At 74.5% G+C, this 26,969-nt stretch carries 24 protein-coding genes, 3 tRNA genes and 1 pseudogene; 15 read left to right on the top strand and 13 right to left on the bottom strand.

The genetic code is table 11. The annotated features are described in order from the left end of the window. The first annotated feature begins 64 nt into the window (after positions 1 to 64). A complete protein-coding gene (locus BLU95_RS26400) occupies positions 65 to 1,276 on the top strand; it encodes an alpha/beta hydrolase (RefSeq protein ID WP_093862162.1) in 1,212 nt (403 codons plus the stop codon). Between the two features lie 120 nt (positions 1,277 to 1,396). On the opposite strand, the gene BLU95_RS26395 is transcribed toward BLU95_RS26400, so the two are convergent. Beyond that, positions 1,397 to 2,389, bottom strand: a complete 993-nt coding sequence (locus BLU95_RS26395; RefSeq protein WP_093862161.1) for a helix-turn-helix transcriptional regulator — start codon at positions 2,387 to 2,389, stop codon at positions 1,397 to 1,399. A gap of 101 nt (positions 2,390 to 2,490) precedes the next feature. On the opposite strand from BLU95_RS26395, the gene BLU95_RS26390 reads away from it, so the two are divergent. Beyond that, positions 2,491 to 3,081 (top strand): TIGR03086 family metal-binding protein, encoded by a 591-nt coding sequence (locus tag BLU95_RS26390; protein WP_093862160.1) that lies wholly within the window; start codon positions 2,491 to 2,493, stop codon positions 3,079 to 3,081. A gap of 31 nt (positions 3,082 to 3,112) precedes the next feature. On the opposite strand, the gene BLU95_RS26385 is transcribed toward BLU95_RS26390, so the two are convergent. Next, entirely contained in the window at positions 3,113 to 3,562 is a 450-nt protein-coding gene (locus BLU95_RS26385) for a MerR family transcriptional regulator (protein ID WP_093862159.1), read from the bottom strand. A 112-nt stretch (positions 3,563 to 3,674) separates the two neighbouring features. Between BLU95_RS26385 and BLU95_RS26380 the strand changes: the two genes are divergently transcribed. Next, the gene (locus BLU95_RS26380; RefSeq protein WP_093862158.1) at positions 3,675 to 4,508 is read left to right on the top strand and encodes a serine hydrolase domain-containing protein; all 834 of its coding nucleotides are present in this window, start codon (positions 3,675 to 3,677) and stop codon (positions 4,506 to 4,508) included. Positions 4,509 to 4,551: 43 nt separating this feature from the next. Here the strand turns inward: BLU95_RS26380 and BLU95_RS26375 are convergent, their stop codons facing one another. Further along, entirely contained in the window at positions 4,552 to 5,328 is a 777-nt protein-coding gene (locus BLU95_RS26375) for a pirin family protein (protein ID WP_093862157.1), read from the bottom strand. A gap of 326 nt (positions 5,329 to 5,654) precedes the next feature. Here BLU95_RS26375 and BLU95_RS26370 point away from each other — a divergent pair. From BLU95_RS26370 to fabF, 5 genes and pseudogenes are all read left to right on the top strand, one after another. Then, positions 5,655 to 6,739, top strand: a pseudogene (locus BLU95_RS26370) (PucR family transcriptional regulator). 90 nt (positions 6,740 to 6,829) lie between these two features. Beyond that, positions 6,830 to 7,777: an ACP S-malonyltransferase gene (locus tag BLU95_RS26365; protein WP_093862156.1), complete on the top strand. Its 948-nt coding sequence runs from the start codon at positions 6,830 to 6,832 to the stop codon at positions 7,775 to 7,777. Further along, positions 7,774 to 8,808: a beta-ketoacyl-ACP synthase III gene (locus BLU95_RS26360; RefSeq protein ID WP_093862155.1), complete on the top strand. Its 1,035-nt coding sequence runs from the start codon at positions 7,774 to 7,776 to the stop codon at positions 8,806 to 8,808. The genes BLU95_RS26365 and BLU95_RS26360 overlap by 4 nt, the downstream gene beginning before the upstream one ends. A gap of 79 nt (positions 8,809 to 8,887) precedes the next feature. Further along, positions 8,888 to 9,130 carry an acyl carrier protein gene (locus BLU95_RS26355; protein ID WP_030310143.1) on the top strand — a complete coding sequence of 81 codons (243 nt, stop codon included), beginning with the start codon at positions 8,888 to 8,890 and terminating at the stop codon, positions 9,128 to 9,130. Positions 9,131 to 9,273: 143 nt separating this feature from the next. Beyond that, the gene (gene fabF, locus BLU95_RS26350) at positions 9,274 to 10,539 is read left to right on the top strand and encodes a beta-ketoacyl-ACP synthase II (RefSeq protein ID WP_045938512.1); all 1,266 of its coding nucleotides are present in this window, start codon (positions 9,274 to 9,276) and stop codon (positions 10,537 to 10,539) included. A 151-nt stretch (positions 10,540 to 10,690) separates the two neighbouring features. Here fabF and BLU95_RS26345 read toward each other — a convergent pair whose 3' ends face one another. After that, positions 10,691 to 11,185 (bottom strand): DUF3145 domain-containing protein, encoded by a 495-nt coding sequence (locus BLU95_RS26345; RefSeq protein WP_093862154.1) that lies wholly within the window; start codon positions 11,183 to 11,185, stop codon positions 10,691 to 10,693. 374 nt (positions 11,186 to 11,559) lie between these two features. After that, a complete protein-coding gene (locus BLU95_RS26340) occupies positions 11,560 to 12,603 on the bottom strand; it encodes an NADP-dependent oxidoreductase (protein ID WP_093862153.1) in 1,044 nt (347 codons plus the stop codon). Positions 12,604 to 12,684: 81 nt separating this feature from the next. On the opposite strand from BLU95_RS26340, the gene BLU95_RS26335 reads away from it, so the two are divergent. After that, positions 12,685 to 13,158, top strand: coding sequence for a MarR family winged helix-turn-helix transcriptional regulator (locus BLU95_RS26335; RefSeq protein WP_093862152.1), 474 nt, complete (start codon positions 12,685 to 12,687; stop codon positions 13,156 to 13,158). Between the two features lie 149 nt (positions 13,159 to 13,307). Beyond that, the gene (locus tag BLU95_RS26330) at positions 13,308 to 14,906 is read left to right on the top strand and encodes an LCP family protein (RefSeq protein ID WP_093862151.1); all 1,599 of its coding nucleotides are present in this window, start codon (positions 13,308 to 13,310) and stop codon (positions 14,904 to 14,906) included. A gap of 102 nt (positions 14,907 to 15,008) precedes the next feature. On the opposite strand, the gene BLU95_RS26325 is transcribed toward BLU95_RS26330, so the two are convergent. From BLU95_RS26325 to BLU95_RS26300, 6 genes are all read right to left on the bottom strand, one after another. Then, positions 15,009 to 15,911 (bottom strand): 1-aminocyclopropane-1-carboxylate deaminase/D-cysteine desulfhydrase, encoded by a 903-nt coding sequence (locus tag BLU95_RS26325; RefSeq protein WP_093862150.1) that lies wholly within the window; start codon positions 15,909 to 15,911, stop codon positions 15,009 to 15,011. 9 nt (positions 15,912 to 15,920) lie between these two features. Beyond that, positions 15,921 to 16,583, bottom strand: a complete 663-nt coding sequence (locus tag BLU95_RS26320) for a response regulator (protein WP_286158584.1) — start codon at positions 16,581 to 16,583, stop codon at positions 15,921 to 15,923. A 4-nt stretch (positions 16,584 to 16,587) separates the two neighbouring features. Then, positions 16,588 to 17,871, bottom strand: coding sequence for a sensor histidine kinase (locus tag BLU95_RS26315; RefSeq protein ID WP_093862149.1), 1,284 nt, complete (start codon positions 17,869 to 17,871; stop codon positions 16,588 to 16,590). Next, on the bottom strand, positions 17,868 to 18,617 hold the full coding sequence (locus BLU95_RS26310) for an ABC transporter permease (RefSeq protein WP_197698620.1): 750 nt from the start codon (positions 18,615 to 18,617) through the stop codon (positions 17,868 to 17,870). The genes BLU95_RS26315 and BLU95_RS26310 overlap by 4 nt, the downstream gene beginning before the upstream one ends. A 116-nt stretch (positions 18,618 to 18,733) precedes the next feature. Further along, a complete protein-coding gene (locus BLU95_RS26305) occupies positions 18,734 to 19,636 on the bottom strand; it encodes an ABC transporter ATP-binding protein (protein ID WP_093862148.1) in 903 nt (300 codons plus the stop codon). 303 nt (positions 19,637 to 19,939) lie between these two features. After that, positions 19,940 to 20,013 (bottom strand) — tRNA-Ile (locus BLU95_RS26300). A gap of 286 nt (positions 20,014 to 20,299) precedes the next feature. Here BLU95_RS26300 and BLU95_RS26295 point away from each other — a divergent pair. Next, positions 20,300 to 21,046 carry a trypsin-like serine peptidase gene (locus BLU95_RS26295; RefSeq protein WP_231977787.1) on the top strand — a complete coding sequence of 249 codons (747 nt, stop codon included), beginning with the start codon at positions 20,300 to 20,302 and terminating at the stop codon, positions 21,044 to 21,046. Between the two features lie 176 nt (positions 21,047 to 21,222). Here BLU95_RS26295 and BLU95_RS26290 read toward each other — a convergent pair. Continuing rightward, positions 21,223 to 21,295, bottom strand: a tRNA-Asn gene (locus BLU95_RS26290). 60 nt (positions 21,296 to 21,355) lie between these two features. Further along, positions 21,356 to 21,428: transfer RNA gene (locus BLU95_RS26285), tRNA-Asn, on the bottom strand. A 244-nt stretch (positions 21,429 to 21,672) separates the two neighbouring features. On the opposite strand from BLU95_RS26285, the gene BLU95_RS26280 reads away from it, so the two are divergent. The 4 genes from BLU95_RS26280 to BLU95_RS26265 all read left to right on the top strand — a co-directional run bounded on the left by BLU95_RS26280 (position 21,673) and on the right by BLU95_RS26265 (position 26,911). Continuing rightward, positions 21,673 to 21,966, top strand: a complete 294-nt coding sequence (locus tag BLU95_RS26280; protein ID WP_037781098.1) for a hypothetical protein — start codon at positions 21,673 to 21,675, stop codon at positions 21,964 to 21,966. 179 nt (positions 21,967 to 22,145) lie between these two features. Continuing rightward, positions 22,146 to 23,579 (top strand): FGGY family carbohydrate kinase, encoded by a 1,434-nt coding sequence (locus BLU95_RS26275; protein WP_093862146.1) that lies wholly within the window; start codon positions 22,146 to 22,148, stop codon positions 23,577 to 23,579. Between the two features lie 149 nt (positions 23,580 to 23,728). Then, entirely contained in the window at positions 23,729 to 25,135 is a 1,407-nt protein-coding gene (gad, locus tag BLU95_RS26270) for a glutamate decarboxylase (RefSeq protein WP_093862145.1), read from the top strand. A 546-nt stretch (positions 25,136 to 25,681) separates the two neighbouring features. Next, entirely contained in the window at positions 25,682 to 26,911 is a 1,230-nt protein-coding gene (locus tag BLU95_RS26265) for a helix-turn-helix domain-containing protein (protein ID WP_093862144.1), read from the top strand. The last annotated feature ends 58 nt before the right edge of the window (positions 26,912 to 26,969 follow it).

Genomic DNA, 26,969 nt, shown 5'->3' with positions numbered 1-26,969 from the left:
GGCAGTCGTACCACCCTCGGGTCCCGTCCGGGATCGGTGACGGGACTCTCTGGGAGCTGAGACGATGCGCCGTCGACGGTGGAAGCACGTCCTGATCGGCGCCTTCGCGGGCGCCGCCGTCCTCGCCGACGCCGGTGCGGCCGCCGCCCAGGCCGCCGCCGCCACCGAGCAGTTGGCCATCTCGACCCCGCCGGCCGGCAGCGCCGCCTGGGTCGAGGACCACTCCTACGGGCACGACCTGCCCGACCCGGCCACCACCGCGCCGGCCGCCGCCGCCGAGTTCTTCGACCGGCTCTCCCCGGCCGAGACCGACCGGCTGGTCGCGGCCTACCCGCTGGTCGTCGGCAACTACGACGGCGCGCCGCTCGCCCTGCGCTACCGGGCCAACCGGGTGGCTCTGGCCGCCGAGCGCGACCACGCCCGGGCCCGCGCCGCCGACCCGGCGCTCGACCAGGACCAGCGCGCACTGGCCGTCTCCCGCGCCAACGACGTGCAGAGCCTGCTCGCCCCCGGCCGGCAGATCCTCGCCTTCGACCCGCGCGGCCGCGGCCTGCTGACCGAGGTCTGGGGCGACCTCGGGGCCGCCGACCGGATCGCCGTGCTCGTCCCCGGCTCGGACGCCGACCTCGGCCACTTCGACCAGGCCGTGGAACCGCTCCGCTCCCCCGCCGGGATGGCCCGCGCGCTGTACGAGGAGGAGCACCGGCAGGTCCCGGGCTCCCGCACCGCCGTCGTCGCCTGGACCGGCTACGTCACGCCCTCCGGCCTCGGCCCGGACGCGGTCACCTCCCGGCTCGCCGACGTCGGCGCGCCCCGGCTGCGCCGCCTGCTCGCCGGGCTGAAGGAGACCACCCGCCCGCAGGCGCCGCCCGCGCTGTTCTGCCACTCCTACGGCTCGGTGGTCTGCGGCACGGCCGCGCCGGACATCCCCCGGGCGGCCGCCTCCCCGGCGGACACCGACGGGGTGACCGACATGGTGGTCTTCGGCTCCCCCGGCATGGGCGTGGAGAGCCGCTCCGAACTGGGCGGCGGGGTGCGGGTTTGGGCGACCCGCAACGAGACCGACTGGATCGGCAACGTGCCGTACCTGGAGGTCGGCGGGCTCGGCCACGGCGCCGACCCGACCTCGGTGGACTTCGGCTCCGAACGGCTCTCCTCGGCCCGCTCCTCCGGCCACAACGGCTACTTCGCGACCGGCACCGACAGCCTGTACAACTTCGCCGCCGTCGCCCTCGGCCGGGACCAGGACGTGGTCCGCCCGGCCCCCGAGGCCTGAGGCCCCCGCCACTCCGGCCGCCGACCACCGGCTGCCCGCCCGCCGCAGGCCGCCCGCCCCGGCCGCACGGCCCCCGAGGCTCCGCGCCGCCCCGGGCCGCCCCGCATCGCCCGTCCCCGATCAGACCGGGTCGGGCCGGCGCGGCTCCTGGTAGAGCCGGACGGCGTCGGCCGCGGTGCGGGCCATCTCCCGGCGGGCGGCGGGCGGGTGGAGCACCTCGGCGTCCGCGCCGAACGCCAGCAGGGCCCGCACGGCCGGCAGCGACTGGAAGCCGAGCGCCAGCTCGACCCACTCCTCGGGCGCGCCGCCCCCGCTCTCCGGCGGCGGCGCGGTGAGCCGGGAGCCGTGGATCCGGACGAACATGTCCAGCCGCCCGCGCCGGACCCGCACCTTCACCGTCAGCTCCTTGGGCAGTCGCTCGACCTGCTCGCGCAGCACCGTCCAGACGTCACCGAGCCCCACCCCCGGCCGTCGCCGCACCGACTCCTCGGCGGTCTCGGCGTACAGCACCCGGTCGGCCCGGAACAGCCTCGGCTCGCCGCGCAGATCGGCCACCAGGTACCAGACGGCGGCCTTGCTGACCAGGCCGTAGGGGTCCACCGTGTACTCCGCCGGGGCGGGCGAGCCGCTGTGCCGGTAGCGCAGCCGCAGCCGCCGGTCGGCGAACACCGCGTACTGCAGTTCGCCGAGGTCGGGCCCGGGCGCGGCGCCGGCCTGGAGCCAGCGCGCCGGGTCGACCAGGATCCGCTCGCTGATCCGCTCGGCGCCGGGCCGGTGCGGGGCGGGCAGCGCGGCCATCACCTTGCGCAGCGCCGAGCCCAGCGCGCCGTCCAGCCCGAGGTCGCTGTGCGCGCCCTGGGCGGACAGCACGAACAGGGCGCGCGCCTCGTCGGCGGTCAGGCCGCTGACATCGGTGCGGTAGCCGGGCAGCAGGCTGATCCCGCCGTGCCGGCCGCGTTCGGTGTAGACGGGCACACCGGCGGTGGAGAGCGCCTCGACATCGCGGTAGATGGTGCGGACCGACACCTCCAGCCGTTCGGCCAGTTCGGTGGCGGGCACCCGGCCGCGGGTCTGGAGCAGCAGCAGGATCGAGAGCAGGCGGTCGGCCTTCATGTCCCGAGGATCCCAGAAAACATGACGGCGCTTGTCAGGTTTTACCGGGAGATTGCCTCCGTACCGCAAAACCTTCCGCACCAGTGGAGTTGAACATCCCCATGGACACCACCCAGGACCCGCGCCCGCTGTACCTGCTCGCCCTCGACCAGCTCGAGAAGCTGATCGCCGAGGCCGCCCCGGAGACCCTGGACCGGCCCACCCCGTGCACCGCGTACGACCTGCGGACCCTGCTCAGCCATGTGGTCGGCGGCATCCACCGGCTCGCCTACATGGGCGAGGGCGGCCGCTGCGAGGACGTCGTGGCCGCGACCGGCGAACTCCCCGACGACGGCTGGCCGGCCGCCCTCGGCCGGGCCCGCGCCCGGGTGACCGCCGCCTGGGCCGAGGACGCCAAGCTCGACCGTCCGGCCTTCGCGCCCTGGGGCGAGGTGCCCGGCCGGGCCGCGGTCGGCGGCTACGTCCTGGAGACCGTCACCCACGCCTGGGACATCGCCCGCGCGCTCGACACCGACCCCCCGCTGGACGAGCGGCTGGACGCACGGCTGGCCGAGGCCGCGCTGGGGATCGCCCTGGCCGTGCTGCCGGCCGAACCGCGCGGCGGCGCCGTGCCGTTCGGCCCGGTCCGGCCCGCCCCGGCCGGCGCCGACGCGTACACCCGGCTCGCCGCGTACCTCGGCCGGGAGGTCTGACGGCGGCGACCGACCCCCGCGCACCGCACGGCTACAGGCACGCGACCCGGCCGTCGTACAGCTCGATCTTGTGGTCGAGCACGGCCAGCGTCGCGTGCAGGTCCGCGATCCGCTGCCGCACCTCCTCCCGGTGGGCGAGCAGCAGATCGCGCCGGTCGGCGGAGGTCCGGTCGCCCTCGCGGGCCAGTTCCACGTACCGCAGCATGTCCGCCACCGGCATCCCGGTCAGCCGCAGCCGCCCCAGGAAGGCCAGCCGGTGCAGGTCGGCGTCGCTGTAGCGGCGCTGCCCCGAGGCCGAGCGGTCGACCGGGTCCAGCAGGCCGATCCGCTCGTACCAGCGCAGGGTGTGCGCGGTCAGCCCGCTGGCCGCCGACACCTCGCCGATGGTGTGCCGCGGCGTCCGGTCCGGCGCCCCGACCGGATCACGGAACACCTCGCCGCAGGTGCGCTGTCCGGCCTCGATCGCCGCCAGTACGGTCATGTCGGTCCCCCCGGTGCTGAACGTGCCGACGCCACCGGCGCCGTGCAGTGCGGTCGGACCAAGCCTGCCATCCCGGCGGGGCGGGCGGCCCGGTCCCGTTAGAGTCGGGCCCATGGAGAGCTTGCGGAAGATCGAGACCTGGCCGGTGCCGCACGCGGCGGCGGCCGTCGTACGGGGCGCGGACGGCGCGCTGCTGGGTGCGCACGGGCCCCAGGAGCACCTGTTCCCGCTGGCGTCGGTGACCAAGCTGCTCACCTCGTACGCCGTGCTGGTCGCGGTCGAGGAGGGCGTCTTCGAGCTGGACGACCCGGCCGGGCCCGAGGGTTCGACCGTCCGGCACCTGCTGGCCCACACCTCCGGGCTGGCCTTCGACGAGCACCGGGTGATGGCCGAGCCCGGCAACCGCCGGCTCTACTCCAACGCCGGCTTCGACGTGCTGGCGCGGACCCTGGAGGAGGCGGCGGGCATCGAGTTCGGCCGCTACGCCGCCGAGGCCGTGTTCCAGCCGCTCGGCATGCACGCCACCCTGATCAACACCGCGCACCGCACCCCGGCCGGGGCCGGCGGCCTGTCCACCGTCGCCGACCTCGCCCGTTTCGCCGCCGAACTGCAGTCGCCCAAGCTGCTCGACCCCGGCACCCTGCGCACGGCGACCCGCGAGGTGGCCTTCCCGGGCACCGGCGGCGTGCTGCCCGGCTTCGGCCACCGCCGGCCGAACGACTGGGGCCTCGGCTTCGAGATCCGCGACGGCAAGACCCCGCACTGGACCGGCACCACCAACTCCCCGGCGACCTTCGGCCACTTCGGCCAGTCCGGCACCTTCCTGTGGGTGGACCCGGAGGCCGGGGTGGCCTGCGTCGCGCTCACCGACCTCGACTTCGGCCCGTGGGCGGCCGAGGTCTGGCCGGTGCTCTCCGACGCCGTCCTCGCCGAACTCCGGGGCTGACGGCTCCGCTCACGGCCGCACCGGCCGTACCGCGGCGGCGCCGTCAGCCGTACGAGACCGGCGAGTGCATCTCCCACAGGAGCAGCTCCGCGCCGGCCTGGCCGGCCGTCGGCGCCGCGAAGGCGTCCCCGGTGATCCGCACGCTGTCGCCGGGCACCATCGACCGGCCGCCGCCCTGCGGCCCGGGGACCGTCCGGTAGCCGAGCGAGCCCGCCGTCAGGTGGGCGTAACGGTAGGCGGCGGCCGGCAGCGCCGGCAGCGGCTGCCACGGCCCGGCGGTCACCAGCCACAGCGCGGCGTCCCCGCGACGCAGCCGCAGCGCCCGCGTGCCGGCGTCCCGCGCCATCCCGGAGGCGAGCAGCGTCAACCCGTCGACCGCCCGCTCCACCCCGCGGAGCCCGTAGACCGGCGGCGCGTCGAAGACGTCCGGCTGGAGCCACATCTGGACGAAGCGGACCGGGCCGTCGGCGCCGCCGGCATTGCGCTCGGTGTGGCTGACGCCGGAGCCCGCGCCCAGGTGCTGGACCATGCCGGGCCGCACCACCCCGCTGTGCCCGTGCGAGTCCCGGTGGGCCAGCGCGCCCTCCAGCACCCAGGTGAGGATCTCGGTGTCCCGGTGCTTGTGCTCGTCGTACCCGGCGCCGGGGGCGAGCTGTTCCTCGTTGCACGCGAGCAGGGCCCCGAAGTGCGTGTTCTTCGGGTCGTAGTGCCCGGAGAAGGAGAACGCGTGCCGGGTCTCGACGCCCTCGGCGGGGGTCGAGAGGTAGCGCTCGGCGGTACGGCGGAGATCGGCCCTGGGACGGGCTGGGGCATCGGTCACGGCCCCACCGTAGTGCCGGGTCCGGCGGGTGTGACCGTCACCACCCCGCCCGTCCGCCGGGGCCTGTGCACGAGCAGTCGCTCCGGTGAGGCAGTCTTGTCCCTGTGCCAGCCGCCTCCGCGAACTCCAAGAGCGATCCGACCGCCCCCGACAGGAACGGGAAGAGCCCGACGTCCGGTGCCGGAAGAGACCGGCCCGGGCGGGCGGCACCGCGCCTGACCGCGCAGGAGCGCCGGCTCGCCGCCGACCGCGCCGAGCGCCGGGCCGCGACCCTCAAGCGGCTGGAGAAGTCCTCCGGCAAGCTCGCCTCCGCCGCGATCGCCAGGATGGACGACCAGCTCGGCTGGTACCGGCGGATGCCGCCGGAGCACCGGTCCTGGATCGGCCTGGTCGCCCAGGCCGGTATCGCCGCCTTCACCGAGTGGTACCGCAAGCCGGACGCCCCGCAGGCGATCTCCACCGATGTCTTCGGCACCGCGCCGCGCGAGCTGACCCGGGCGATCACCCTGCGCCAGACCGTCGAGCTGATCCGCACCACCATCGAGGTGATGGAGGAGGCGATCGAGGAGGTCGCCGCCCCCGGCGACGAGGCCGACATGCGCGAGTCGGTGCTGGTCTACGCCCGGGAGATCGCCTTCGCCACCGCCCAGGTCTACGCCCAGGCGGCCGAGGCCCGGGGGCCTGGGACGCCCGGCTGGAGGCGCTGGTGGTCAACTCGCTGCTCTCCGGCGACGCCGACGAGGGCGTGCTGTCCCGGGCCGCCGCACTCGGCTGGGGCCAGCCCAGCCAGGTCCGGGTGGTGATGGGCTCCGCCCCGGACGGTGACAGCGAACTGGTGGTGGAGGCGATCCGCCGGGCCGCCAGGTACGCCAAGCTGCACGTGCTGACCGGGGTGCTGGGCAAGCGCCTGGTGGTCGTGGTGGGCGGCGACAAGGAGCCGGTGCACGCGGCCCGGGCGCTGATCGGCCAGTTCGCGGCCGGTCCGGTGGTGGTCGGCCCGACCGTGCCTGACCTGCTCTCGGCCACCCGCTCGGCGCACGCCGCCGCCGCCGGCCTGCGGGCCTGCGCGGCCTGGCCGGACGCCCCGCGGCCGGTACTGGCGGACGATCTGCTGCCGGAGCGGGCGCTCGCGGGTGACCAGGCGGCCCGGCGGCAGCTGGTGGAGGAGATCTACACACCGCTGGACGAGGCAGGTTCGGCACTCCTGGAGACCTTGAGTGTCTACCTGGAGCAGGCCTCCTCACTGGAGGGGGCCGCCCGAATGCTCTTCGTCCACCCCAACACGGTGCGCTACCGGCTCCGACGTGTGACCGACGTCACGGGCTACGCTCCCTCCGACGTGCGTTCGGCCTTCACCCTGCGTATCGCACTGGCGCTGGGACGGCTCACGGCCACGGGAGAGTCGGGCTGACCACGCTGTAGGGACCTTACAATCCCGGATGCTTTTCTTCGTTACCGTCGCCTACCCGCCCCCGGGCGCCTGGCGAGAGAGGGTTGAACCGTGCTCGTAATCGTCGCCCCTGGACAGGGTGCCCAGACCCCCGGTTTCCTCAGCCCCTGGCTGGAGCTCGACGGCGTCGCCGACCGCCTCCGCGGTTGGTCGGAGGTCGCCGGGCTCGACCTCGTGCGCGCGGGCACCGAGGCGGACGCCGAGGAGATCAAGGACACCGCCGTCGCGCAGCCGCTGCTGGTCGCCGCCGGCCTGGTGACCGCCCGCGCGCTGTTCCCGGACGAGAAGGCCGCCCGCGGGCTGGTCGGCGCCGTCGCCGGCCACAGCGTCGGCGAGATCACCGCCGCCGCCGGCGCCGGGGTGCTGAGCGCCCACGACGCCCTCACCTTCGTCCGCGAGCGCAGCCTGGCCATGGCCGAGGCCGCCGCCGCCACCGAGACCGGCATGGTCGCCCTGCTCGGCGGCGACGCCGAGGAGGTCGCGGCCAAGCTGGCCGAGCACGGCCTGACCGCGGCCAACAACAACGGCGGCGGCCAGATCGTCGCGGCCGGTACGCTGCCGCAGCTGGACGCGCTGCGCGAGGACCCGCCGGCCGGCTCCCGGCTGGTCGCGCTGAAGGTGGCCGGTGCCTTCCACACCTCCCACATGGCCCCCGGCGTCGAGCGGCTGGCCAAGCTCGCCCCGACCCTGACGGTCGCCGACCCCGAGGTCGCCTACGTCTCCAACCAGGACGGCCAGGTGGTCGCCTCCGGTGCCGAGGTGCTGAGCCGCCTGGTGTCGCAGGTGTCCAACCCGGTCCGCTGGGACCTCTGCATGGAGACGATCCAGCGGCTGGGTGCGACCGCCGTCATCGAGCTCGCCCCGGCGGGCACCCTCACCGGACTGGTCAAGCGCAACCTCAAGGGTGTGGCGACGCTTGCCCTCAAGACCCCCGCCGACCTGGACAAGGCACGCGCCCTGGTCGCGGAGCACGGCGGTCAGGAGCAGGAGCAGGCATGAGCAACACCCCCCAGATCCGCCCCGTCACCGGTGCGCAGTACTCGCGCATCCACGGTGTGGGCGGCTACCGGCCGGTCCGGGTGATCCCGAACGCCGAGGTGCTGACCTGGATCGAGTCCTCGGACGAGTGGATCCGCACCCGCAGCGGGATCGCCGAGCGCCGCTGGGCCGGTCCGGAGGAGTCCGTCGCCGAGATGTCGGTGCAGGCCGCCGGCAAGGCGATCGCCCAGGCCGGGATCGACCCGGCGCGGATCGGCGGCGTCATCGTCGCGACCGTCTCGCACCTCAAGCAGACCCCGGCCGTCGCCACCGAGATCGCCGAGCGGCTCGGCTGCGGCACCGCCCCGGCCTTCGACATCTCGGCCGCCTGCGCCGGCTTCGGCTACGGCCTGGGCCTGGCCGACGGCATGGTGCGCGGCGGCAGCGCCGAGTACGTCCTGGTGATCGGTGTGGAGCGGCTCAGCGACCTGACCGACACCTCGGACCGCTCGACCGCGTTCATCTTCGGCGACGGCGCCGGCGCCGCGATCGTCGGCCCGTCCGACACTCCCGGCATCGGCAAGGTCGTCTGGGGCTCGGACGGCTCGCAGAAGGACGTCATCTCGCAGACCGAGGCCTGGGACACCGCCTTCGCCAAGGAGGACGCCATCAACGGCGCCGGCGCGGAGACCAGGTGGCCGGCCCTGCGGATGGAGGGTCAGACGGTCTTCCGCTGGGCGGTCTGGGAGATGGCGAAGGTGGCCCAGCAGGCGCTGGACGCCGCCGGGATCACCGCCGACCAGCTCGGCGCGTTCATCCCGCACCAGGCCAACATGCGGATCACCGATGCCATGATCAAGGCCCTCAAGCTGCCCGAGTCGGTGCCGGTCGCCCGTGACATCGCGGAGACCGGCAACACCTCGGCGGCGTCCATCCCGCTCGCGATGGAGCGCATGCTGGAGAGCGGCGAGGCTCGCAGCGGGGACCTCGCTCTGATCATCGGGTTCGGGGCGGGTCTCGTGTACGCCGCGGCGGTCGTTACGCTCCCCTAGGCGTTTTCCGCCCGATCCACCACAAACCTGCGTCCGTCCGCCGGGCGGCCGCATTCAACACCGAAGAGGAGCAGCCAGTATGGCTACCAAGGACGAGGTTCTGGAAGGTCTCGCCGAGATCGTCAACGAGATCGCCGGCATCCCGACCGAGGACGTCGAGCTCGACAAGTCCTTCACCGACGACCTGGACGTCGACTCGCTGTCCATGGTCGAGGTCGTCGTGGCCGCCGAGGAGCGCTTCGACGTCAAGATCCCGGACGACGAGGTCAAGAACCTGAAGACCGTCGGCGACGCGGTGAACTACATCCTCACCAACGCCTGAGCCGTCGACTCCGTCGATGCCTGAGATCGGCCGACTCCACCGGGTCGGCCGACCCGCCGGCCGGGACGCCCACCGGGCGCCCGGCCGGGCCCACCTTCGGCCCGCCGCCGACCCCCCGCACGAACGTGAGAGAAGAAGATCCAGTGACCGTTGAAAACCGTACCGTGGTCGTCACGGGTATCGGCGCCTTCACGCCGCTGGGCGGCGACGCCGCCACCACCTGGGAGAACCTGCTCGCCGGGCGCTCCGGGGTGGCTGTCCTGACCGAGGAGTGGGCCGCCGAGCTGCCCGTCCGGATCGCCGCGCGCACCGCCGTCGAGCCGGGCGAGATCCTCCCCCGTCCGCTGGCCCGCAAGCTGGACCGCTCGGCGCAGTTCGCGCTGATCGCCGCCCGCGAGGCCTGGGCCGACGCCGGTTTCGAGACCCCGGCCACCGACGAGTCCTCCAAGCTGGCCCCTGAGCGCCTGGGCGCCGTGATCGCCTCCGGCATCGGTGGCGTCACCACCCTGCTCGACCAGTACGACGTGCTGAAGGAGAAGGGCGCCCGCAAGGTCTCCCCGCACACCGTCCCGATGCTGATGCCCAACTCCCCGGCGGCCAACGTCGGTCTGGAGGTCGGCGCCCGCGCGGGTGTGCACACTCCCGTCTCCGCCTGCGCCTCCGGCGCCGAGGCGATCGGCTACGCGATCGAGATGATCCGCAACGGCCGCGCCGACGTCGTGGTGGCCGGCGGCACCGAGGCGGCGATCCACCCGCTGCCGATCGCCGCGTTCGCCAACATGATGGCGATGTCCAAGAACAACGACGACCCCGAGCGCGCCTCCCGCCCGTACGACAAGGGCCGGGACGGCTTCGTGCTCGGCGAGGGCGCCGGCGTGGTCGTGCTGGAGTCCGTGGAGCACGCCGAGGCCCGCGGTGCCCGCATCTACTGCGAGGCGGTGGGCCAGGGCCTGTCCTCGGACGCCCACCACATCGCCCAGCCCGAGCCGACCGGTGCCGGCGTGGCCCGCGCGCTGGCCGACCTGTTCGAGCGCAACCAGCTCGACAAGGCCGAGATCGTGCACGTCAACGCGCACGCCACCTCGACCCCGCAGGGTGACACCGCCGAGCTGAAGGCGCTCCGCAAGGAGCTGGGCGAGGAGCTCGACCACATCGCGATCTCGGCGACCAAGTCGATGACCGGTCACCTGCTGGGCGGCGCCGGCGGCATCGAGACCGTCGCCACCGTGCAGGCGCTCTACCACCGCCTCGCCCCGCCGACCATCAACGTCGACGAGCTGGACGACGACGTGGACGCGGACATCGTCCGCGGCGAGGCCCGCCCGCTGCCCGAGGGCCGGATCGCGGCGCTGAACAACTCGTTCGGCTTCGGCGGCCACAACGTGGTGCTGGCCTTCCGCTCCCGCTGACCCGGGCGGTCCGCGCCCGGGCCCAGCACCAGGGTCCCGCGCCCGGACCTCCGCACCCGGAACAGGACCCGCACCCGGACCCGCGTCCGACGAGGAGGGGCCGGCGCTCAGTACGAGCGCCGGCCCCTCCTCGTCGTCGTCCCGCGGCGGGTCAGACCACCTGGTGCAGCCAGCGCACCGGGGCGCCCTCGCCGGCGTAGCGGAAGGGCTCCAGTTCGTCGTCCCAGGGCTTGCCGAGCAGCATGGCGATCTCGGCCTCGAGGTCCGCCCCCTCGCTGCGGGCGCGCAGCAGGACGGCCCGCAGCCGGTCCTCGGGGATGAGGATGTCACCGTGGATGCCGGTGACGGCGTGGAAGATGCCGAGCGAGGGCGTGCTGCTGTAGCGCTCGCCCTCGGCCGTGGCACAGGGCTCGCTGGTGACCTCGTACCGCAGCAGCTGCCACCCGCGCAGTGCGGAGGCGAGCTTCGAGGCCGTGCCGGGCTCGCCCTGCCAGGAGAGCTCGGCGCGCCAGTGTCCGGGCGCGGCCGGCTGGCGGATCCAGTCCAGGCTCACCCGCACACCGAGCACCCCCGCGACGGCCCACTCGACGTGCGGGCACAGCGCGCGGGGCGCGGAGTGGACGTACAGGACTCCACGTGTCGTCACCGGGACCTCCAGGCTGTGGACGAGGGTCGCCTTCCCCAGCTGCCTCGCGTTCGTGCCCGTAGTTGATCCACAGTTACCCACGTTAGCCGACATTAAGCCACTAAATTGAGCAAAACGGACAGGCTTTCGCTCAATGCTAGTCGAATCCGCAACGAGGTCCACCCCCCGGTGGGATCTCTCCCCCGAACGGCCCCATCGCCAGGCGGAACCACCGTACCGCGCCTCCCCGCAGCGGTGCTGACGCACTTTCGGATCCGGCCGGAATGCGGTAGTGCGGCCTGATCCCCTCCGCCGGGTACGCAAACCGCCTCGCACCGGCGACAGCCGGTACGAGGCGGGGGCGGAACCGCACGGGAGCGGAACCCGACGGGGAGTCAGCCCTTCAGCCGGACCACCATCTTGCCGGTGTTGGCACCGCGCAGCATGTCCAGGAAGGCCTGGGCGGCGTTCTCGAAGCCGTCCACCGCGGTCTCCTCGGAGCGCAGCTTCCCCTCCTGGAGCCAGCCGCCCACCTCGGCGACGAACTGCGGGCGGAGCGCGTCGTGGTCACCGACCAGGATGCCCTCCAGACGCAGCCGCTTGCCGATGACCTGCATCAGGTTGCGCGGGCCGGGGGCGGCGGCGGTGTCGTTGTAGTGGGCGATCGCACCGCACAGCACGGCCCGGCCGTGCACGCCCAGGGCGTTGATGGCGGCCTCCAGGTGCTCCCCGCCGACGTTGTCGAAGTAGAGGTCGATGCCCTCGGGGGCGACCTTGGCGAGCTGCTCGCCGACCGGGCCGTCCTTGTAGTTGAAGGCGGCGTCGAAGCCGAACTCCCCGGTCAGCCGGTCGACCTTCTCCGCCGAGCCGGCCGAACCGACCACCAGCGAGGCGCCCTTGAGCTTCGCGATCTGGCCGACGATCGAACCGACCGCGCCGGCCGCGCCGGACACGAAGACCCGGTCGCCCTCCTTGAGGGCACCGACCGCGAGCAGGCCCGCGTAGGCGGTCAGGCCGGGCATGCCGAGCACGCCGAGGTAGGCGGAGAGCGGGACGCCCTCGATCTCCGGCACCTTGACCGCGTGCTTGGCCGGCAGGGTGGCGTACTCGCGCCAGCCGAGCCCGTGCAGCACCGCGTCGCCCGGGGCGAAGCCCTCGGCCTCCGAGGCCACGACGTAACCGACGGCGCCGCCGTCCATGGCCGCGCCGAGCTTGAACGGCGGGATGTAGGACTTGGCGTCGTTCATCCGGCCGCGCATGTAGGGGTCGACCGAGAGGTCCGTGTTGCGGACCAGGATCTCGCCCGGACCCGGGGTCCGGACCGGCGCCTCGACCAGGGCGAAGTCGGCCGGGACGGGCCAGCCCTCGGGGCGGGCGGCGAGGTGCCACTCACGGGCGGTGGCGGGGGCTTCCGGAGCGGCGGTGGGCTCGGCGGCCATGATGATCTCCCCACATAAAAGGTTGAGTCGGTGAAGTAACAATGGGCATGAAAGGTTCATGTTGTCAACTGTTCAGGTATGATGGGAACCATGGACACCCAGCACAGCCGGGAAACCGCACCGCAGGCCGACGAGATCACCCGCGAGGTCGTCGATCTCATGGCCAACGTGGTCGCGCTCTTCCATCGCGAGTACGAGGAGGCCGCCGCCGCCCGCTCGCTCACCGGGGCGCAGGCCAAGGTCCTCGCACTGCTGCGGCGCGGCCCGATGCCCATGCGCCAGATCGCCCAGACGCTCAGCTGCGAGCCCTCCAACATCACCGGCATCGTGGACCGGCTGGAGACCCGCGGCTTCGTCACCCGCCAGCCCGACCTCCAGGACCGCCGGGTCAAGCTGGTCGCCGCCACCGAGACCGGGGCGGGCGCCTCCGAGGAGCTCCGCGAGTCGCTGAACTTCGCCCGCGAGCCGCTCGCCGCGCTCGGCCCCGAGGAGCGGACCCAGCTGCGCGACCTGCTCCGCCGGATGCTCACCGGCGCCACCACCACCGGCACGTGAGGAGCATCACAGCTCGGGCCCCCGTTTTGTCCGCCGGTCGGAGGTAACCGAACACTCCCCCGAAACGTCTAACGTTCGAAGACGAGGCACCCGCCCGCCGACCGGCGGCCGGGTGGGATCCCAGAACGGAAAACGGGGGGACGGGAAGGATGAGCGGCAGCTCGCGCCGTCGGCGTGTCGTACGGACCGTCATAGGACTCGCGGCCGTCCTGGTACTGACGGTGGCCGGAGCCGGGGCCTGGTTCTACCACCGGCTGGACACCAACATCAGCACCTTCGACGCCGACGGCGTCGCCACCGAGCGCCCGCCCGCGCCGGTACCCACCGCTCCCGGGGCCTCGGTCCCGGTCAACGTCCTGCTGCTCGGCTCGGACACCCGCAACGACGGGAACGACGACCTCGGCGGCGGCGACGTGGGGGTGGGTCACTCGGACACCGCGATCCTGCTGCACGTCTACGCCGACCGGAAGCACGCCGTCGGCGTCTCCATACCCCGCGACGCCCTGGTCACCGTCCCGTCCTGCCGGCTGCCCAGCGGCGACTGGACGAAGCCGCGGACCAACCAGATGTTCAACGAGGCCTTCACCGTCGGCGAGTCCCCCAAGGGGAACCCGGCCTGCACCCAGAACACCGTCGAGGCGCTCACCGGGCTTCGGATCGACCACACCATCGTGGTCGACTTCAAGGGCGTCGCCGCGATGACCGACGCCATCAACGGTGTCGAGGTCTGCGTCCCGAACGACGTCAACTCGCACAACATCAAGCTCCGCAAGGGCCTGCAGAAGATCGCCGGCCAGCCGGCCGTCGACTACCTCCGCGCCCGCTACGGCTTCGGCGACAACTCCGACATCGGCCGGATGAAGCGCCAGCAGGCCTTCCTCTCCTCGATGATCCGCAAGATCCAGTCCCAGGGCTTCTCGCTGCCGACCCTGCTCCCGCTCGCCGACGCCGCCACCCGCTCGCTGACCGTCGACGAGGGCCTCGGCACCGCGATGAAGCTGGTCGACTTCGCGCAGTCGCTGCAGCAGATCAAGCTGTCGGACATCACCTTCGTCACCACCCCCTGGCGGTTCTCGGTCGTGCAGAAGGGCCGGGTCGACCTGGTCCGCCCCGACGTGGACACCCTGTGGCGACTGCTCCGCGAGGACCGCACCCTGGACGGCCAGAGCACCGGCCTGCTCCCGGAGGCCGACACCGCCGCCCCCTCGGCCGCCGCCACCGACGGCGCCGCGACCCCCGCGCCGGCCGCCACCCCGCTGAGCCCCGAGCAGCTCGCCACCACGATCACCGTGGTCAACGGCGTCGGCACCGACGGACTCGCCGGCGCGGGCTCCGCCGCGATCCGCGCCCAGGGCTTCACCAACGTCTCGCTGGGCGCCACCACCGGCGGCCGGCTGCGCACCGAGATCGCCTACGACCCGCCCTTCAAGGCCGTCGCCGACCAGCTCGCCACGCTCTTCCCCGGTGCCAGGACGACCGTGGAACCGGGCTCCGAGGGCGTCACGGTCACCCTCGGACGCGATTACCGCCCGGCCGCCACCGCGACCGCCACCGCTCCGGCCTACCGGCCGGTGCCCGGCGGCAAGGCCGCCGCCGTGGGGATCGCCGCCGCCACCGACACCCCCACCGGCGCTCCCACCGCACCGCCGGCCGTCACCGGACCGCTGCCCACCGGCGTGCCCAGCGCCATCGCCGAGAACAGCCGCAGCGCCGACGCCGACCCCTGCGCCAACCTCACCTTCGGCTGAGGCCGGCACCGGGGACGAGGCCGGGGGACGAGGCCGGGGGCGGGAGGCCCGGGACCGGCCTTCCCGCCCCTCGCCGCTGCGCCGGGCCCGGCCCGGCCGCCGTCACGGCCCGACCGGGTCGGGCAGCCCGGTGACCACGGCCGTCAGCCGGGTGCCGGGCGGGAAGGCGCCGGCCCCGGCCAGGTCGTGCACGGCGGCCAGCAGCTTGGCCACGTAACGGCGCTCCAGGGCGATCCCGTGCCGCCGCTCGAAGCCGGCCGCGAACTCCTCCAGCTCGGCCGGCACCCGGCCGTACCCGCCGCCGTGGTGGCCGTGGTCGATCCGCCAGCCGTCGAACTCCCGCCCGTACGCCTCCCGGTGCAGCCGGGTCACCTCGGCCTCCAGGTACCCCTCGCCGCCGCGCAGCACCGCCACGCCCAGCGCCCGCGCCCCCCGCGGCAGCCCGGCCGCGATCCCCGCCAGCGTGCCGCCGGTGCCGACCGGGCAGCAGACCACGTCGCGCCCGCCCAGGTCGTCGAGCTCCGCGACGATCTCCGCCGCGCCGGTGACCGCGAGGCCGTTGGAGCCGCCCTCCGGCAGCACCAGACCGGGACCCCACCGCCACCCCGGCCCCTCCCCGGCACGGCCGGCGGCCTCCCGGTACTCGGCCCGGGTCAGGAACACCAGCTCCATCCCGGCCGCCTCCGCGGCCCGCAGCGACCAGTTGCGCGGCCGGCCGGCCAGCTCCTCGCCGCGGACCAGCCCGACGCTCTCCAGCCCGAGCGCCGCGGCCGCCACCGCGACCGCCCGCAGATGGGTGGAGTACGCCCCGCCGAAGGTCACCAGCCGGCGGTGGCCCCCCTCGACGGCGGCCGCCAGGTTCGGCGCGAGCTTGCGCCACTTGTTCCCCGGCACCAGCGGGTGTGCCAGGTCGTCCCGCTTGAGCCGCAGCTCCACCCCGGCCCGGGCGAGCGTCTCGTCGGTGCAGTCCGCCAGCGGGGTCGGCAGCAGCGCGGGTTCGAGCATCCGGCCAGCTTACGGGCGACCGGTGGGGGTGAGCAGGCCCAGGTTGAAGCCGGCGGCGACGGCCGAGGCGCGGTCCTTGACGCCGAGCTTGGCGTAGACGTGGATCAGATGGGTCTTCACGGTGGCCTCGCTGACGAACAGCCGGGCCGCCGCCTCCCGGTTGGTGGATCCGGCGGCGACCAGCTCCAGCACCTCCAGTTCGCGCGGGCTCAGCGGCTCCCGCGCCGGCTCCCGGACCGGCTCCCGGACCTGGCCGAGCAGCTTGGCGGCGACGGTGGGCGCGATCACCGAGGCACCGCGGGCGGCCTCCCTGACGGCGTGGAAGAGGTCCTCCCTGGCGGCGTCCTTCAGCAGGTAGCCGGTGGCGCCGGCCCGGACGGCGGGGAGCACGTCGGCGTCGGTGTCGTAGGTGGTGAGCACCAGGACCCGGCCGGGCAGGCCGCGCTCGGCCAGCTCGCGGATCGCCGTGACACCGTCCATCCGCGGCATCCGCAGGTCCATCAGCACCACGTCCGGCCGCAGCGCGGCGACCAGCACCAGTGCCTCGGCGCCGTCCCCGGCCTCGCCGACCACCTCGAAGCCGGGGGCGGCGGCGAACATGCCGCGCAGCCCGTCCCGGACCACCGGGTGGTCGTCCACCAGCAGCACCCTGATCGTCGTCGCGTCGTCCACGGTCCTACTCCTCCGCACTGATCGCCGGCAGGGTCGCCGACACCGTCGTCCCGGCGCCCGGTTCGGTCTCCAGGTCCAGCCGTCCGGCCAGTCGTGCGACCCGGCGGCGCATCACGTCCAGCCCGTAGCCGCCGCCGGTGGCCCGGGAGGCCGGCTCGGCCCTCGGGTCGAAGCCGACGCCGTCGTCCCGGACGTCCAGGGTGACCAGCCCCGGCATGTACGAGAGGGTCAGCCCGACCCGCGAGGCCCGGGCGTACCGGCCGGCGTTGGCCAGCGACTCCTGGGCGATCCGCAGCAGCGTCACCTCGACCTCGGGGTGCAGCGGGCGGGCGTCCCCGGTGACGGTCAGCGAGGCGGCGGCGCTGTTGCGCCCGCGCCACTGCTCGACCAGCTCGGCGACGGCCTCCGGCAGCGCGGCCCGTTCGAGCTCCAGCGGGCGCAGCGCGTGCACGGCCCGGCGGGCCTGAGTGAGGCTCTCCCGGGCGAGGCCGACGGCGTTGGCCAGGTGCCGGTCGGCGTCCGCCGCGCTGCGCTCCCGGACCTGCTCGGCGGCCTGGAGCTGGGTGACGATGCCGGCCAGGCCCTGGGCCACGGTGTCGTGCATCTCCTGGGCGAACCGGCGGCGCTCGTCGGCGGCCCCGGCCTCGCGGGCCTGGACCAGCAGTTGGGCGTGCAGTCCGGCGTTCTCGGCGAGCATCCCGGACAGCCGCCGGTTGGCCTCGGCGAGTTCGGCGTTGGCCCGTTCGCGCTGGCGGCCCAGCCGGTCGGCGACCTCGCTCAGCGCGAGCAGCACCCCGACCACCACCAGGTTGAAGGCGAGGACGGCCAGGAAGCCGCCGGCCCGCCCCGGACTCGTCGGCAGCGCCCCGCCGCTCTGGGCGAGCGCGGTGGGGACGGCCGCCACCACCGTGCCCAGCACCCTGGCCGGGCCCCGCAGGTACTGGGCGGCGTGCAGGTAGCAGCTGAAGGCGAAGAAGCCGTAGAGCGGGTTGTCCAGCACCAGGACGGTGGTCACCGCGAGCAGTCCGAGGAAGTGGGCGACGGCGAACCGCGCCCCGCCGTCGGGCCGGGTTCGGCGGTCCAGCGCCGAGCGCAGCAGCAGCCAGAGCAGGGCGAGCCCCGCGGCCGGCAGGGTGACCCGGACGGACCGCGCGGTCGGCACCGGCACCAGCAGCACGAGCCCGGTGGCGATCAGCAGCCCGACGTAGCCGAGCAGCCCGGCAGCGCGGTCCAGCCGCCGCTGCCAGGCCCCGAGCGCACCCCCGCCCGCCGGGTCGGCCTTGATCATTCCCACCGGAACAGCCTGGCAGCCGCGGCACCGGCGAGCAGGGCGTACGCGGCGAGTGTGAGCAGGGACACGACGTGCGGGAAGCGGCCGTCCCAGGAGTCCTGCAGGGCCTGCGCGGCGGCCCCGCCGGGGGTGAGGTCGCCGATCCGGTTCAGCACCGCGGGCGCGAACTCGCGGGGCAGCCAGAGTCCGGAGAAGAACATCATCGGGAAGAGCGCCAGCGCGCCGACCGCGTTGCCGGCCTTCGCGGACGGGACGACCGCGGCGAGCAGCAGGCCGACCGAGAGCATCGCGGCGGCGGCGAGCAGGAAGGCCAGCGCGAAGGCCGCCGGCCGCCGCGGCAGCCCCACCCCGAGCACCGGTGCGAGCGCCGTCACCAGCAGCATCGAGACGGTGGCGATGCCCAGGTACAGCGGCAGCAGCGCCCCGAACAGCAGCGCCGGGCGCACCGGGCTCGCCGACATCCGGCGCAGCACGCCGCGCTCGCGGTAGGTGGCCAGCAGCGAGGGCAGGCCGTTGAGGCCGAGCATCATCAGCGCCAGGACGGCCAGGATCGGCGCGTACAGCTGGACCGTGCTCAGGCCGTGTGCGCCCGGCGAGGCCTTGCGCAGGGCCGGGACGGAACCCAGGACGCCGAACAGGGCGACCGGGAAGAGCAGGGTGAAGAAGGCGGTCATCGGGTCGCGCAGGAACAGCCGGGTCTCGGCGACGGCCAGGCTGCGGACGGCGTGGGCGGTGCGGTTCACGGTGGTGGTCCCCTCGGGTGCGGTGGTGGTGGCGGCTCCCGGCCCGGGAGCGGTGCGGCGCGGACGCCGTCGGACGCCGTCGGGCGCGGGCGCCGTCGGGCGCGGGCCTCGTACGGTCAGGACTCGTGCCGGGTGAGCGCCAGGTAGGCCTCGTCCAGGCCGTGCTCGCGGATCCGCAGCCCGGTGACGACGATCCCCTCGCGGGCCAGCAGCCCGGTGACCCGGTCGGCGAAGTCCCCGGTGCCGGTGACCTCGATCCGGCCGCCCCGCTCCTCCACCGAGGTCACCCCGGGCAGGGCCGCCAGCCGGGCCGGGTCCAGCGGCACGGAGGGACGGAAGCCGAGCGTGCCGCCGGCCCCGGAACGGGCGACCAGCTCGGCGGGGGTGCCGGCGGCGACGATCCGCCCGCCGTCGAGCACCGCGGCACGGTCGCACAGCGCCTCGACCTCGTCCATGAAGTGCGAGACCAGCACCACCGTCACGCCGTTGTCGCGGATCCGGCGGACCAGCTCCCAGGTGTCGCGGCGGCCCTGCGGGTCGAGCGCGGTGGTCAGCTCGTCCAGGAACACCACCTCGGGGTCGCCGATCAGCGCGAGCGCGACGAACAGCCGCTGGCGCTCGCCGCCGGAGAGCTTGTCGAAGGGGGTCCGGCTCCGGTCGGCGAGCCCCCACTCGTCCAGCAGCTCCCGCGGGTCCCGGGGGGCCGGGTAGAGCCCGGCGTACAGCTCCAGCGCCTCACCGACCCGCAGCGCCCCCTGCAGCTGGGCCTGCTGGAGCTGGACGCCGATCCGGGGCCGCAGCCGGCGGGCGTCCCGGACCGGGTCCAGGCCGAGGACCCGGACCGTTCCGGCGTCGGCCCGGCGCAGGCCCTCGCAGCACTCCACGGCGGTGGTCTTGCCCGCGCCGTTGGGTCCGATCAGGCCGAACACCTCGCCCCGCTCCACCCGGAACGAGACCTCCTCCAGCACCTGCCTCCGCCCGTACGCCTTGCTCAGCCCCGCCACCTCGATCACGGCCATGGTGCCGCTCCCCCCTCGTTCCGCTCGGCCGGCCGTGTTCCCGGCCTGCTCCGAGCCTCCCGCGCGGGGCCCCGCCGGCGGATCGACCGAACGGTCCCGGCGGCGGGCGGGCGCGGTGGAGGGGGGATCAACCGATCGGTGGACCGGGGAAGGGCGTCCGGGAACCACGCCTCGGACGGAGGGGGTGGCGGGACGGCCGGGCGATGCCCACGAGCGGGTGAATTCCGGCGCGTCGTGGCGTGCGGGCGGGCTTGATCCCCTAGGGTTTTCCCAGCCGGGGGCCGCTCGCGCGGGCGTGAGAGGTGGGGCGGGTGGGACTCGAACCCACGACCAAGGGATTATGAGTCCCCTGCTCTAACCGGCTGAGCTACCGCCCCGGTTCGCAGCGCGCGACGGCAGGCCGGTCGCGGCAGCAGCAGACGGCCCCGAAAGGCCGTCCCGGGCAGCATAGCCGGTCGATCACCCGTGGTGCGCGCCGGGGGCGCACACGGGTGCGCACCGGGGGCGGCCGACCCCGGTCGACGCTCCGGCGGGGCCGGGTGACGGGGGGTCGGGAGTCGGGCGGCGGCAGTGGCGCGGCCGGGCCCGGCCTGATAGATCTTGCTCTCGAACGGCGGACGCATGACCGGCGGCGACCGCCCCCGAGGACCAGACGGAGCACCGATGCCCTCCCGCCCGGTTCGACCCGCGCGCGCGGCCAGGACGCTCGCCCTGTCGGCCCTGCTGCTGGCCGCCGCCATCGCCTGCGGCGGGGGCGAGGAGGGCCGGACGGCCTCGGTCGCGCCGCCGAACCCCGCCTGGGACCGGATCGGCACCCTGTCCGTGCACACCCCGGAGGGCCCCAGGGCGTGCACGGCGAGCGTGGTGAGGAGCCCTCGGCGCAATCTGCTGGTCACCGCCGCGCACTGCGTGCAGAGCCGCCGGATCGGCCTGCTGGACGGGCTGGTGTTCACTCCCGGCTATCGCAACGGGTATTCACCCTACGGGAGTTGGCCGGTGGAGTCGGTCACCGTCGATCCGCACTGGGAGACCGACGACGATCCCGAGTACGACGTGGCGTTCGTCACCGTGCGGCCGGTGAACGGCCGCCAGGTGGAGGACGCCGTCGGCGGCAACCCGCTCGGCACCGACCAGGGCTTCGGCCTGGCCGTCTCGGTCACCGGCTACCCCAACGAGCGGGACGAGCCGATCACCTGCTCGGGCCTGACCGCCTCGCAGAGCCCGACCCAGGAGCGGTTCGACTGCGGCGGCTACACCGACGGCACCAGCGGCAGCCCGTGGCTGACCACCAACGGCCGGGTGATCGGGGTGATCGGCGGCTACCAGGAGGGCGGCGCGACGCCGGAGACCTCGTACAGCGTCACCTTCGACGAGCGGGTCTCCGAGCTGTACCAGCAGGCCCTCGCCTGAGCAGGTCCGCCGAAGGCCGACCCGCGGGGGCCGGCACCGGAACCGGGAACCGGGGCCGCGGCGGGGAGCCGGAGTCCGGCGGAGCGGGGGACCCGGGCGGGCCCGGGCAACACGAAGGCCCCCCGGTCTACCGAGGGGCCTTCGCTCTGAGCAGTCACCGGGCGGACCCGGCGCAGCTCCCGCAATTGGACTCGAACCAATAACCTGCCGATTAACAGTCGGCTGCTCTGCCAATTGAGCTATGCGGGATCGCGGTACGCAACAGCCGTACCACGTACGGGTGATGGACCCGGAGGGCCAACACCTCGGCTCCCCCAATTGGACTCGAACCAATAACCTGCCGATTAACAGTCGGCTGCTCTGCCAATTGAGCTATGGGGGATCGAGCTTCCGCTTCGGCCCCCGGTCTCCCGGGCTCCTCGGCGCTCGCTGCGGGACATACATTAGCGCACTCGGGGGGTGGTCCGCCAATCGCTTTCCCCGGCCGCCACCGGCCGGTCCGCAGGGCGCGCTCCCCGCGCGCTCCGGGCCCCGTCCGTGGATGCTGGGGTCACCGACGGTTCACCGTCCCGACAGACGGGTAGGGCAACGCGGCAATGGCCGCCAGGAGAGGGTGGAATCCGACCATGTGGAAGCTGTCGTTCGGCGTCGGACTCGCAGCGGGCTACGTACTCGGCACGCGGGCCGGTCGCCAGCGGTACGAGCAGATCGCCAGGGTCACCCGGCAGGTCGCCCAGAACCCCAAGGTCCAGGGCGCGACGGACAAGGCCCGCCAGCAGGCCGGCGCGGTCGCCGGGAAGGCCGCCGGGGCCGTGGCCGACAAGGTCGGCGACCGGCTGCCCAACGCGGTCACCGACCGGGTGCCGTACTTCAACCGGCCGAAGGCCGAGGACGACGCCTGGGGCACCTTCCGCCCCTGACCGTCCTGCCCGGCACCCGCCCCGGACCCGCCCCGACCGCCGTGCCGGGGCGGGTCCGGGGAGCCGGGCGGCACCCCGGTGGCGCCCGGCCGCGAGCGGGCGTCCGGACGCGGTACCGAACGGGCAAAACTTGCCCGGCCGGGCCGCGTCCGGACGCCCGCTGAGGCATGATCTCGACTATGGCCATCGTCGCGGGGATAGACAGCTCCACCGGTCGCACCAGGATCGTCGCGTGCGACTCCGCAACCGGCGCCGTCCTGCGTTCCGGCAAGGCCGAGCACCCCGCACCGGAGGACCCGGACACCCGCCCCGGCGAGGCCGATCCGCAGCTCTGGCTGCACTCCCTCGGCGACGCGGCGGCCGGCGGCCTGCTGGAGGGCGTCCGGGCGATCGGCGTCAGCGCGCAGCAGCACGGCATGATCGGTCTGGACGCCGGCGGCGTGCTGGTCCGGCCGGCGATCCTGTGGCACGATCCGCGCGCCGGCGGCGCCGCCGCGGCCCTGGTGGACGAGCTGGGCGGCCCCGCGGCCTGGACCGCGGCGATCGGCGCCGTCCCCGGCCCCACGTACACCGTCGCCAAGCTGCGCTGGCTCGCCGAGTTCGAGCCGGCCAACGCCCGGCGGGTCGCCGAGGTGCTGCTCCCGCACGACTGGCTGGTCTGGCAGCTGCTCGGCCACCCCAGGCGCCGCACCACCGACCGGGGCGACGCCTCCGGCACCGGCTACTGGTCCCCGATCACCGCCGAGTACCGCCAGGACCTGGTCGAACTGGCCCTGGGCCACCAGCTGAAGCTGCCGGACGTGCTCGGCCCCGCCGAACCCGCCGGCCACACCCCCGAGGGCCTGCTGATCTCGGCCGGCACCGGGGACAACATGGCCGCCGCGCTCGGCCTCGGCCTCGGCCCCGGGGACGCGGTGGTCTCGCTCGGCAGCTCCGGGACGATCTTCGCGGTGCACGAGCAGGCCGTGGTGGACGCCACCGGGCTGGTCTCCTCGTTCGCCGACGCCACCGGCCGCCACCTGCCGATGGTCGCCACCCTGAACGCCGCCCAGGTGCTGCGGTCCACCGCGGCCCTGCTCGGCCGCGACCTGGAGGGTCTCAGCGACCTCGCGATGCAGTCCTCCCCCGGCGCGTACGGGCTGGTGCTGCTCCCCTACCTGGACGGCGAGCGGACGCCCGCGCTGCCGCACGCGGCCGGCACCCTGACCGGCCTGCGGGCCGAGTCGATGTCCCCGCAGCACCTGGCCCGGGCCGCCGTCGAGGGCATGCTCTGCAACAGCGCGGACGCCCTGGACGTGCTGCGCGCCCGCGGCGTCGAGGTGAACCGGGTCTTCCTGCTCGGCGCCGCCGGACGGCTGGCGGCGGTGCGGCACGTCGCGCCGCAGCTGTTCGGCGTCCCGGTGGTCGTCCCGCCGCCGGGCGCGCACGCGGCCCGCGGCGCGGCCCGGCAGGCGGCCTGGGCGCTGGCCGGGACGCCCGAGCCGCCGCGCTGGGAGCTGCCGGGGGCCGTCACCGTCGCCCCGGACGCCGACCACGACCCGGCGGTCGGTTCCGCCGTCCGCCAGCAGTACCGGGCCGCGCGCGAGCAGATCCACCCCGAGACGGCCGGCTGAGAGCGCCGGGGCCGGGGGTACCGGGGCGGGGGTACCGGGGCGGGGTGTCCCGGCCTCGCGGACCGCCCCGCAGCGGATGCGGCACCCGGCGACCGGTGGCAGCGTGGAGAGCGATCCCGGCCACCGGACGGAAGGGCGGCGGATTCGCGATGGCACTGCACAAGGGCGCCGGTGACGACCGCCGGCTGACCGTCGGACCGTTCGTCGGCACCGCCGCCGACCCGCTCGGCGGGATGGCGCTGTCGCCCCCGCTGCACCGGCTCTCCGACGGCCCGGTCCCGGCCGACACGGCCTACCAGCTGATCCACGACGAGCTGCTGCTGGACGGCAACGCACGGCTCAACCTGGCGACCTTCGTCACCACCTCGATGGAGGTCCAGGCCACCCGGCTGATGACCGAGTGCCTCGACAAGAACATGATCGACAAGGACGAGTACCCGCAGACCGCCGAACTGGAGCGGCGCTGCGTGTCGATCCTCGCCCACCTGTGGAACGCCCCGGACCCGGACGCCGCCGTCGGCTGCTCCACCACCGGCTCCAGCGAGGCCTGCATGCTGGCCGGACTCGCGCTCAAGCGCCGCTGGATGGCCCGCAACGCCGAGCGCTACGCCGCCGGTGCCCGGCCCAACCTGGTGATGGGCGTCAATGTGCAGGTCTGCTGGGAGAAGTTCTGCACCTTCTGGGAGGTCGAGGCCCGCACTGCGCCGATGGACGGCGAGCGCTTCCACCTCGGCCCCGAGCAGGCGGTGGGGCTCTGCGACGAGAACACCATCGGCGTGGTCGCCGTGCTCGGCTCGACCTTCGACGGCTCCTACGAGCCGGTGGCGGCGATCTGCGCCGCGCTCGACGACCTCCAGCGGCGCACCGGCCTGGACGTGCCGGTGCACGTGGACGGCGCCTCCGGCGCCATGGTCGCGCCGTTCCTGGACGAGGACCTGGCCTGGGACTTCCGGCTGCCCCGGGTCGCCTCCATCAACACCTCCGGCCACAAGTACGGACTGGTCTACCCGGGCGTCGGCTGGGCGCTCTGGCGGGACCACGAGGCGCTGCCCGAGGAACTGGTGTTCCGGGTCAACTACCTGGGCGGCGAGATGCCGACCTTCGCGCTGAACTTCTCCCGGCCCGGGGCCGAGGTGGTCGCGCAGTACTACACCTTCCTGCGGCTGGGCCGGGCCGGCTTCCGGGCCGTCCAGGGCGTCTGCCGGGAGGTGGCCGGATACCTGTCCGGGGAGATCGAGCGCCTCGACGGCTTCCGGCTGATCACCCGGGGCGACGAGCTGCCGGTGTTCGCGTTCACCACCACGGACGAGGTGCCGTTCGACGTGTTCGACGTTTCGCGGCGGCTGCGCGAACGGGGCTGGCAGGTGCCCGCGTACACCTTCCCGGCTAACCGGGAGGACCTCGCGGTCCTGCGGGTGGTCTGCCGCAACGGGTTCTCCCGCGACCTCGCCGACCTGCTGCTCGCGGACCTGGAACGGCTGCTGCCCGAGCTGCGCAGCCAGCCGGTCCCGCTCAAGGAGCTCGGCATTCCCACCACGACGGCCTTCCACCACTGAGTCCCGCGGCGGAGGCTTCCCCGGCGGGCGTCTCCCGGCGGGGCGGGCGGACGGGCCGGTGGGACGGGCCGGTGGGCCGGTGGGACCGACCGTGGGACAGGCCGACGGGACGGCGGAAGGGCGGGCGGACCGGCGGGAACCGCCGGAAGCGGGCGCTCGGGGTCGTGGGCACGGTGGGAAGGGCCGCTCGAGAAAGTCGGAGACGCCCTTCCCACCGTGCTTCCCTGCGGTCCGGGGCAGTATCCCCCCGTGAGACTGTCTCGGACCGGTGGGGGTCAGGGAACGACGGCACCAGGGCCGTAGGGGACGGCACCCGGGCAGTGGGACCGGGGTGGCGGACCGTCCCGGCGGAAAGAACAATGCCCGACCGCCATATGAATGTTCGAGCGTCTCCCGGTGTTGTGAGACACTTCCGTCCGTCTCAGAGCCAGGACCTGGGTCTTGGGACACCGGGCCGTCGAGGGTTGAGACGCGGACACCTCACCGGGGCCCGGACCGGTTCCAGCACCGCCCGCCCGCCCGCCTCGTACGTTTGGAAGAGACCGCATGGGTTCCGCCTGGAAGCAGCTGCCCGACGACCTGTCCGACCCTGCCAGGCGCCTCACGGAGGAGCTGCGGGCCGTCAAGGACGCCACCGGACTCTCGCTCTCCGAGCTGGCCGCCCGGACCCACTACAGCCGGGCGTCCTGGGAACGCTGGCTGAACGGCAAGCGGGTCATCACCGAGCAGGCGCTCGACGCGTTGGTCGGAGCCGTCGACTGCGACGGGCCGAAGCTGCGGGCGCTGTGGGAGCTGACCGCGGCCGAGGGAGCCACCTCGGGCGACACGACGGCGGACGACACGACCGCGGCTGACACGACCGCGGACAACGCCTCGACGGGCGCCGAGGAGGCCGCGGCGAGCGCCGCGGAGCCGGACCGGCCCGAGCGGGCCCGGAGCACCGGCGCGGAGTCCGCCACGGCCGACGGCTCGCCGGCCGGCGGCACCGGGCCGGACAGCCCGGCCCAGGACGCGGACAGCCCGGCCCAGGACGGGACCGGGAGCGCGGCCGCCCCCGGCTCCGTTCCCGCCGTCGAGCCCGACCTCGACCGTGCCGCTGCCACCGACCGACCGGCCGGCCCGGTGCGCCGCCGCTCGGTGACCCTGGTCGCCGCCTCGGTGGTCGTGGTCCTGCTGCTGGCCCTCGCCGGGGTGCGGTACTTCTCCGACGGCGCCGACGAGGACAGCGTCGGCCCGACCGCCGCCACGGTGCTGTCCTCTCCCCCGGTGACGCCCGTCGACTCGGCCTCGCCGAGCGCCTCCGCGCCCGCCGTACCGGCCAACCCCGCTCCGGCGGTCCCGGCCTGCCAGGCCCTCGGCTGCGCGCACAAGGACCCCAAGGCGGCCGGCTGCGGCGGTGACGCCCGCACCCTGCTGACCACCAACATCGGCAAGGTCGTCGTCTACCTCCGGTACAGCCAGAAGTGCCAGGCGGCCTGGGCCGCCATCACCGAGGGTCAGCCCGGCGACCAGGCGACCATCACCACCACCGCCGGTGACTCCGAGACGGCGCTGATCCACTGGGGGTACGACAACTACTCGCAGATGGTGAACGCGGGCGACCCCTCGACCGTCCTCCAGGTCTGCGGCAAGCAGGCCCAGCCCGAGGGCGGCTCCTGCACCGCCAGCATCTCCGACCTGGCCCGGGTGGTCGCCAACACCCCGATCCCGGTCGGCCCGGCCTCGCCGCCGGCGGTCGCCACCGACGCCGCCCCGTCGCCGACCCCGTCCGGCTGACGGTCCGCCCGGCAGCCTCCGGCCGACCGGCCGCGCGGCGCACCCCCGGGTGCGTCGT

It is taken from the genome of Streptomyces sp. TLI_053 (assembly GCF_900105395.1).
In the GTDB taxonomy this organism is placed as follows: domain Bacteria; phylum Actinomycetota; class Actinomycetes; order Streptomycetales; family Streptomycetaceae; genus Kitasatospora.
The sequence above is the reverse complement of the archived record's forward strand: the minus strand, read 5'-3'. Positions and strand labels throughout refer to the sequence as shown.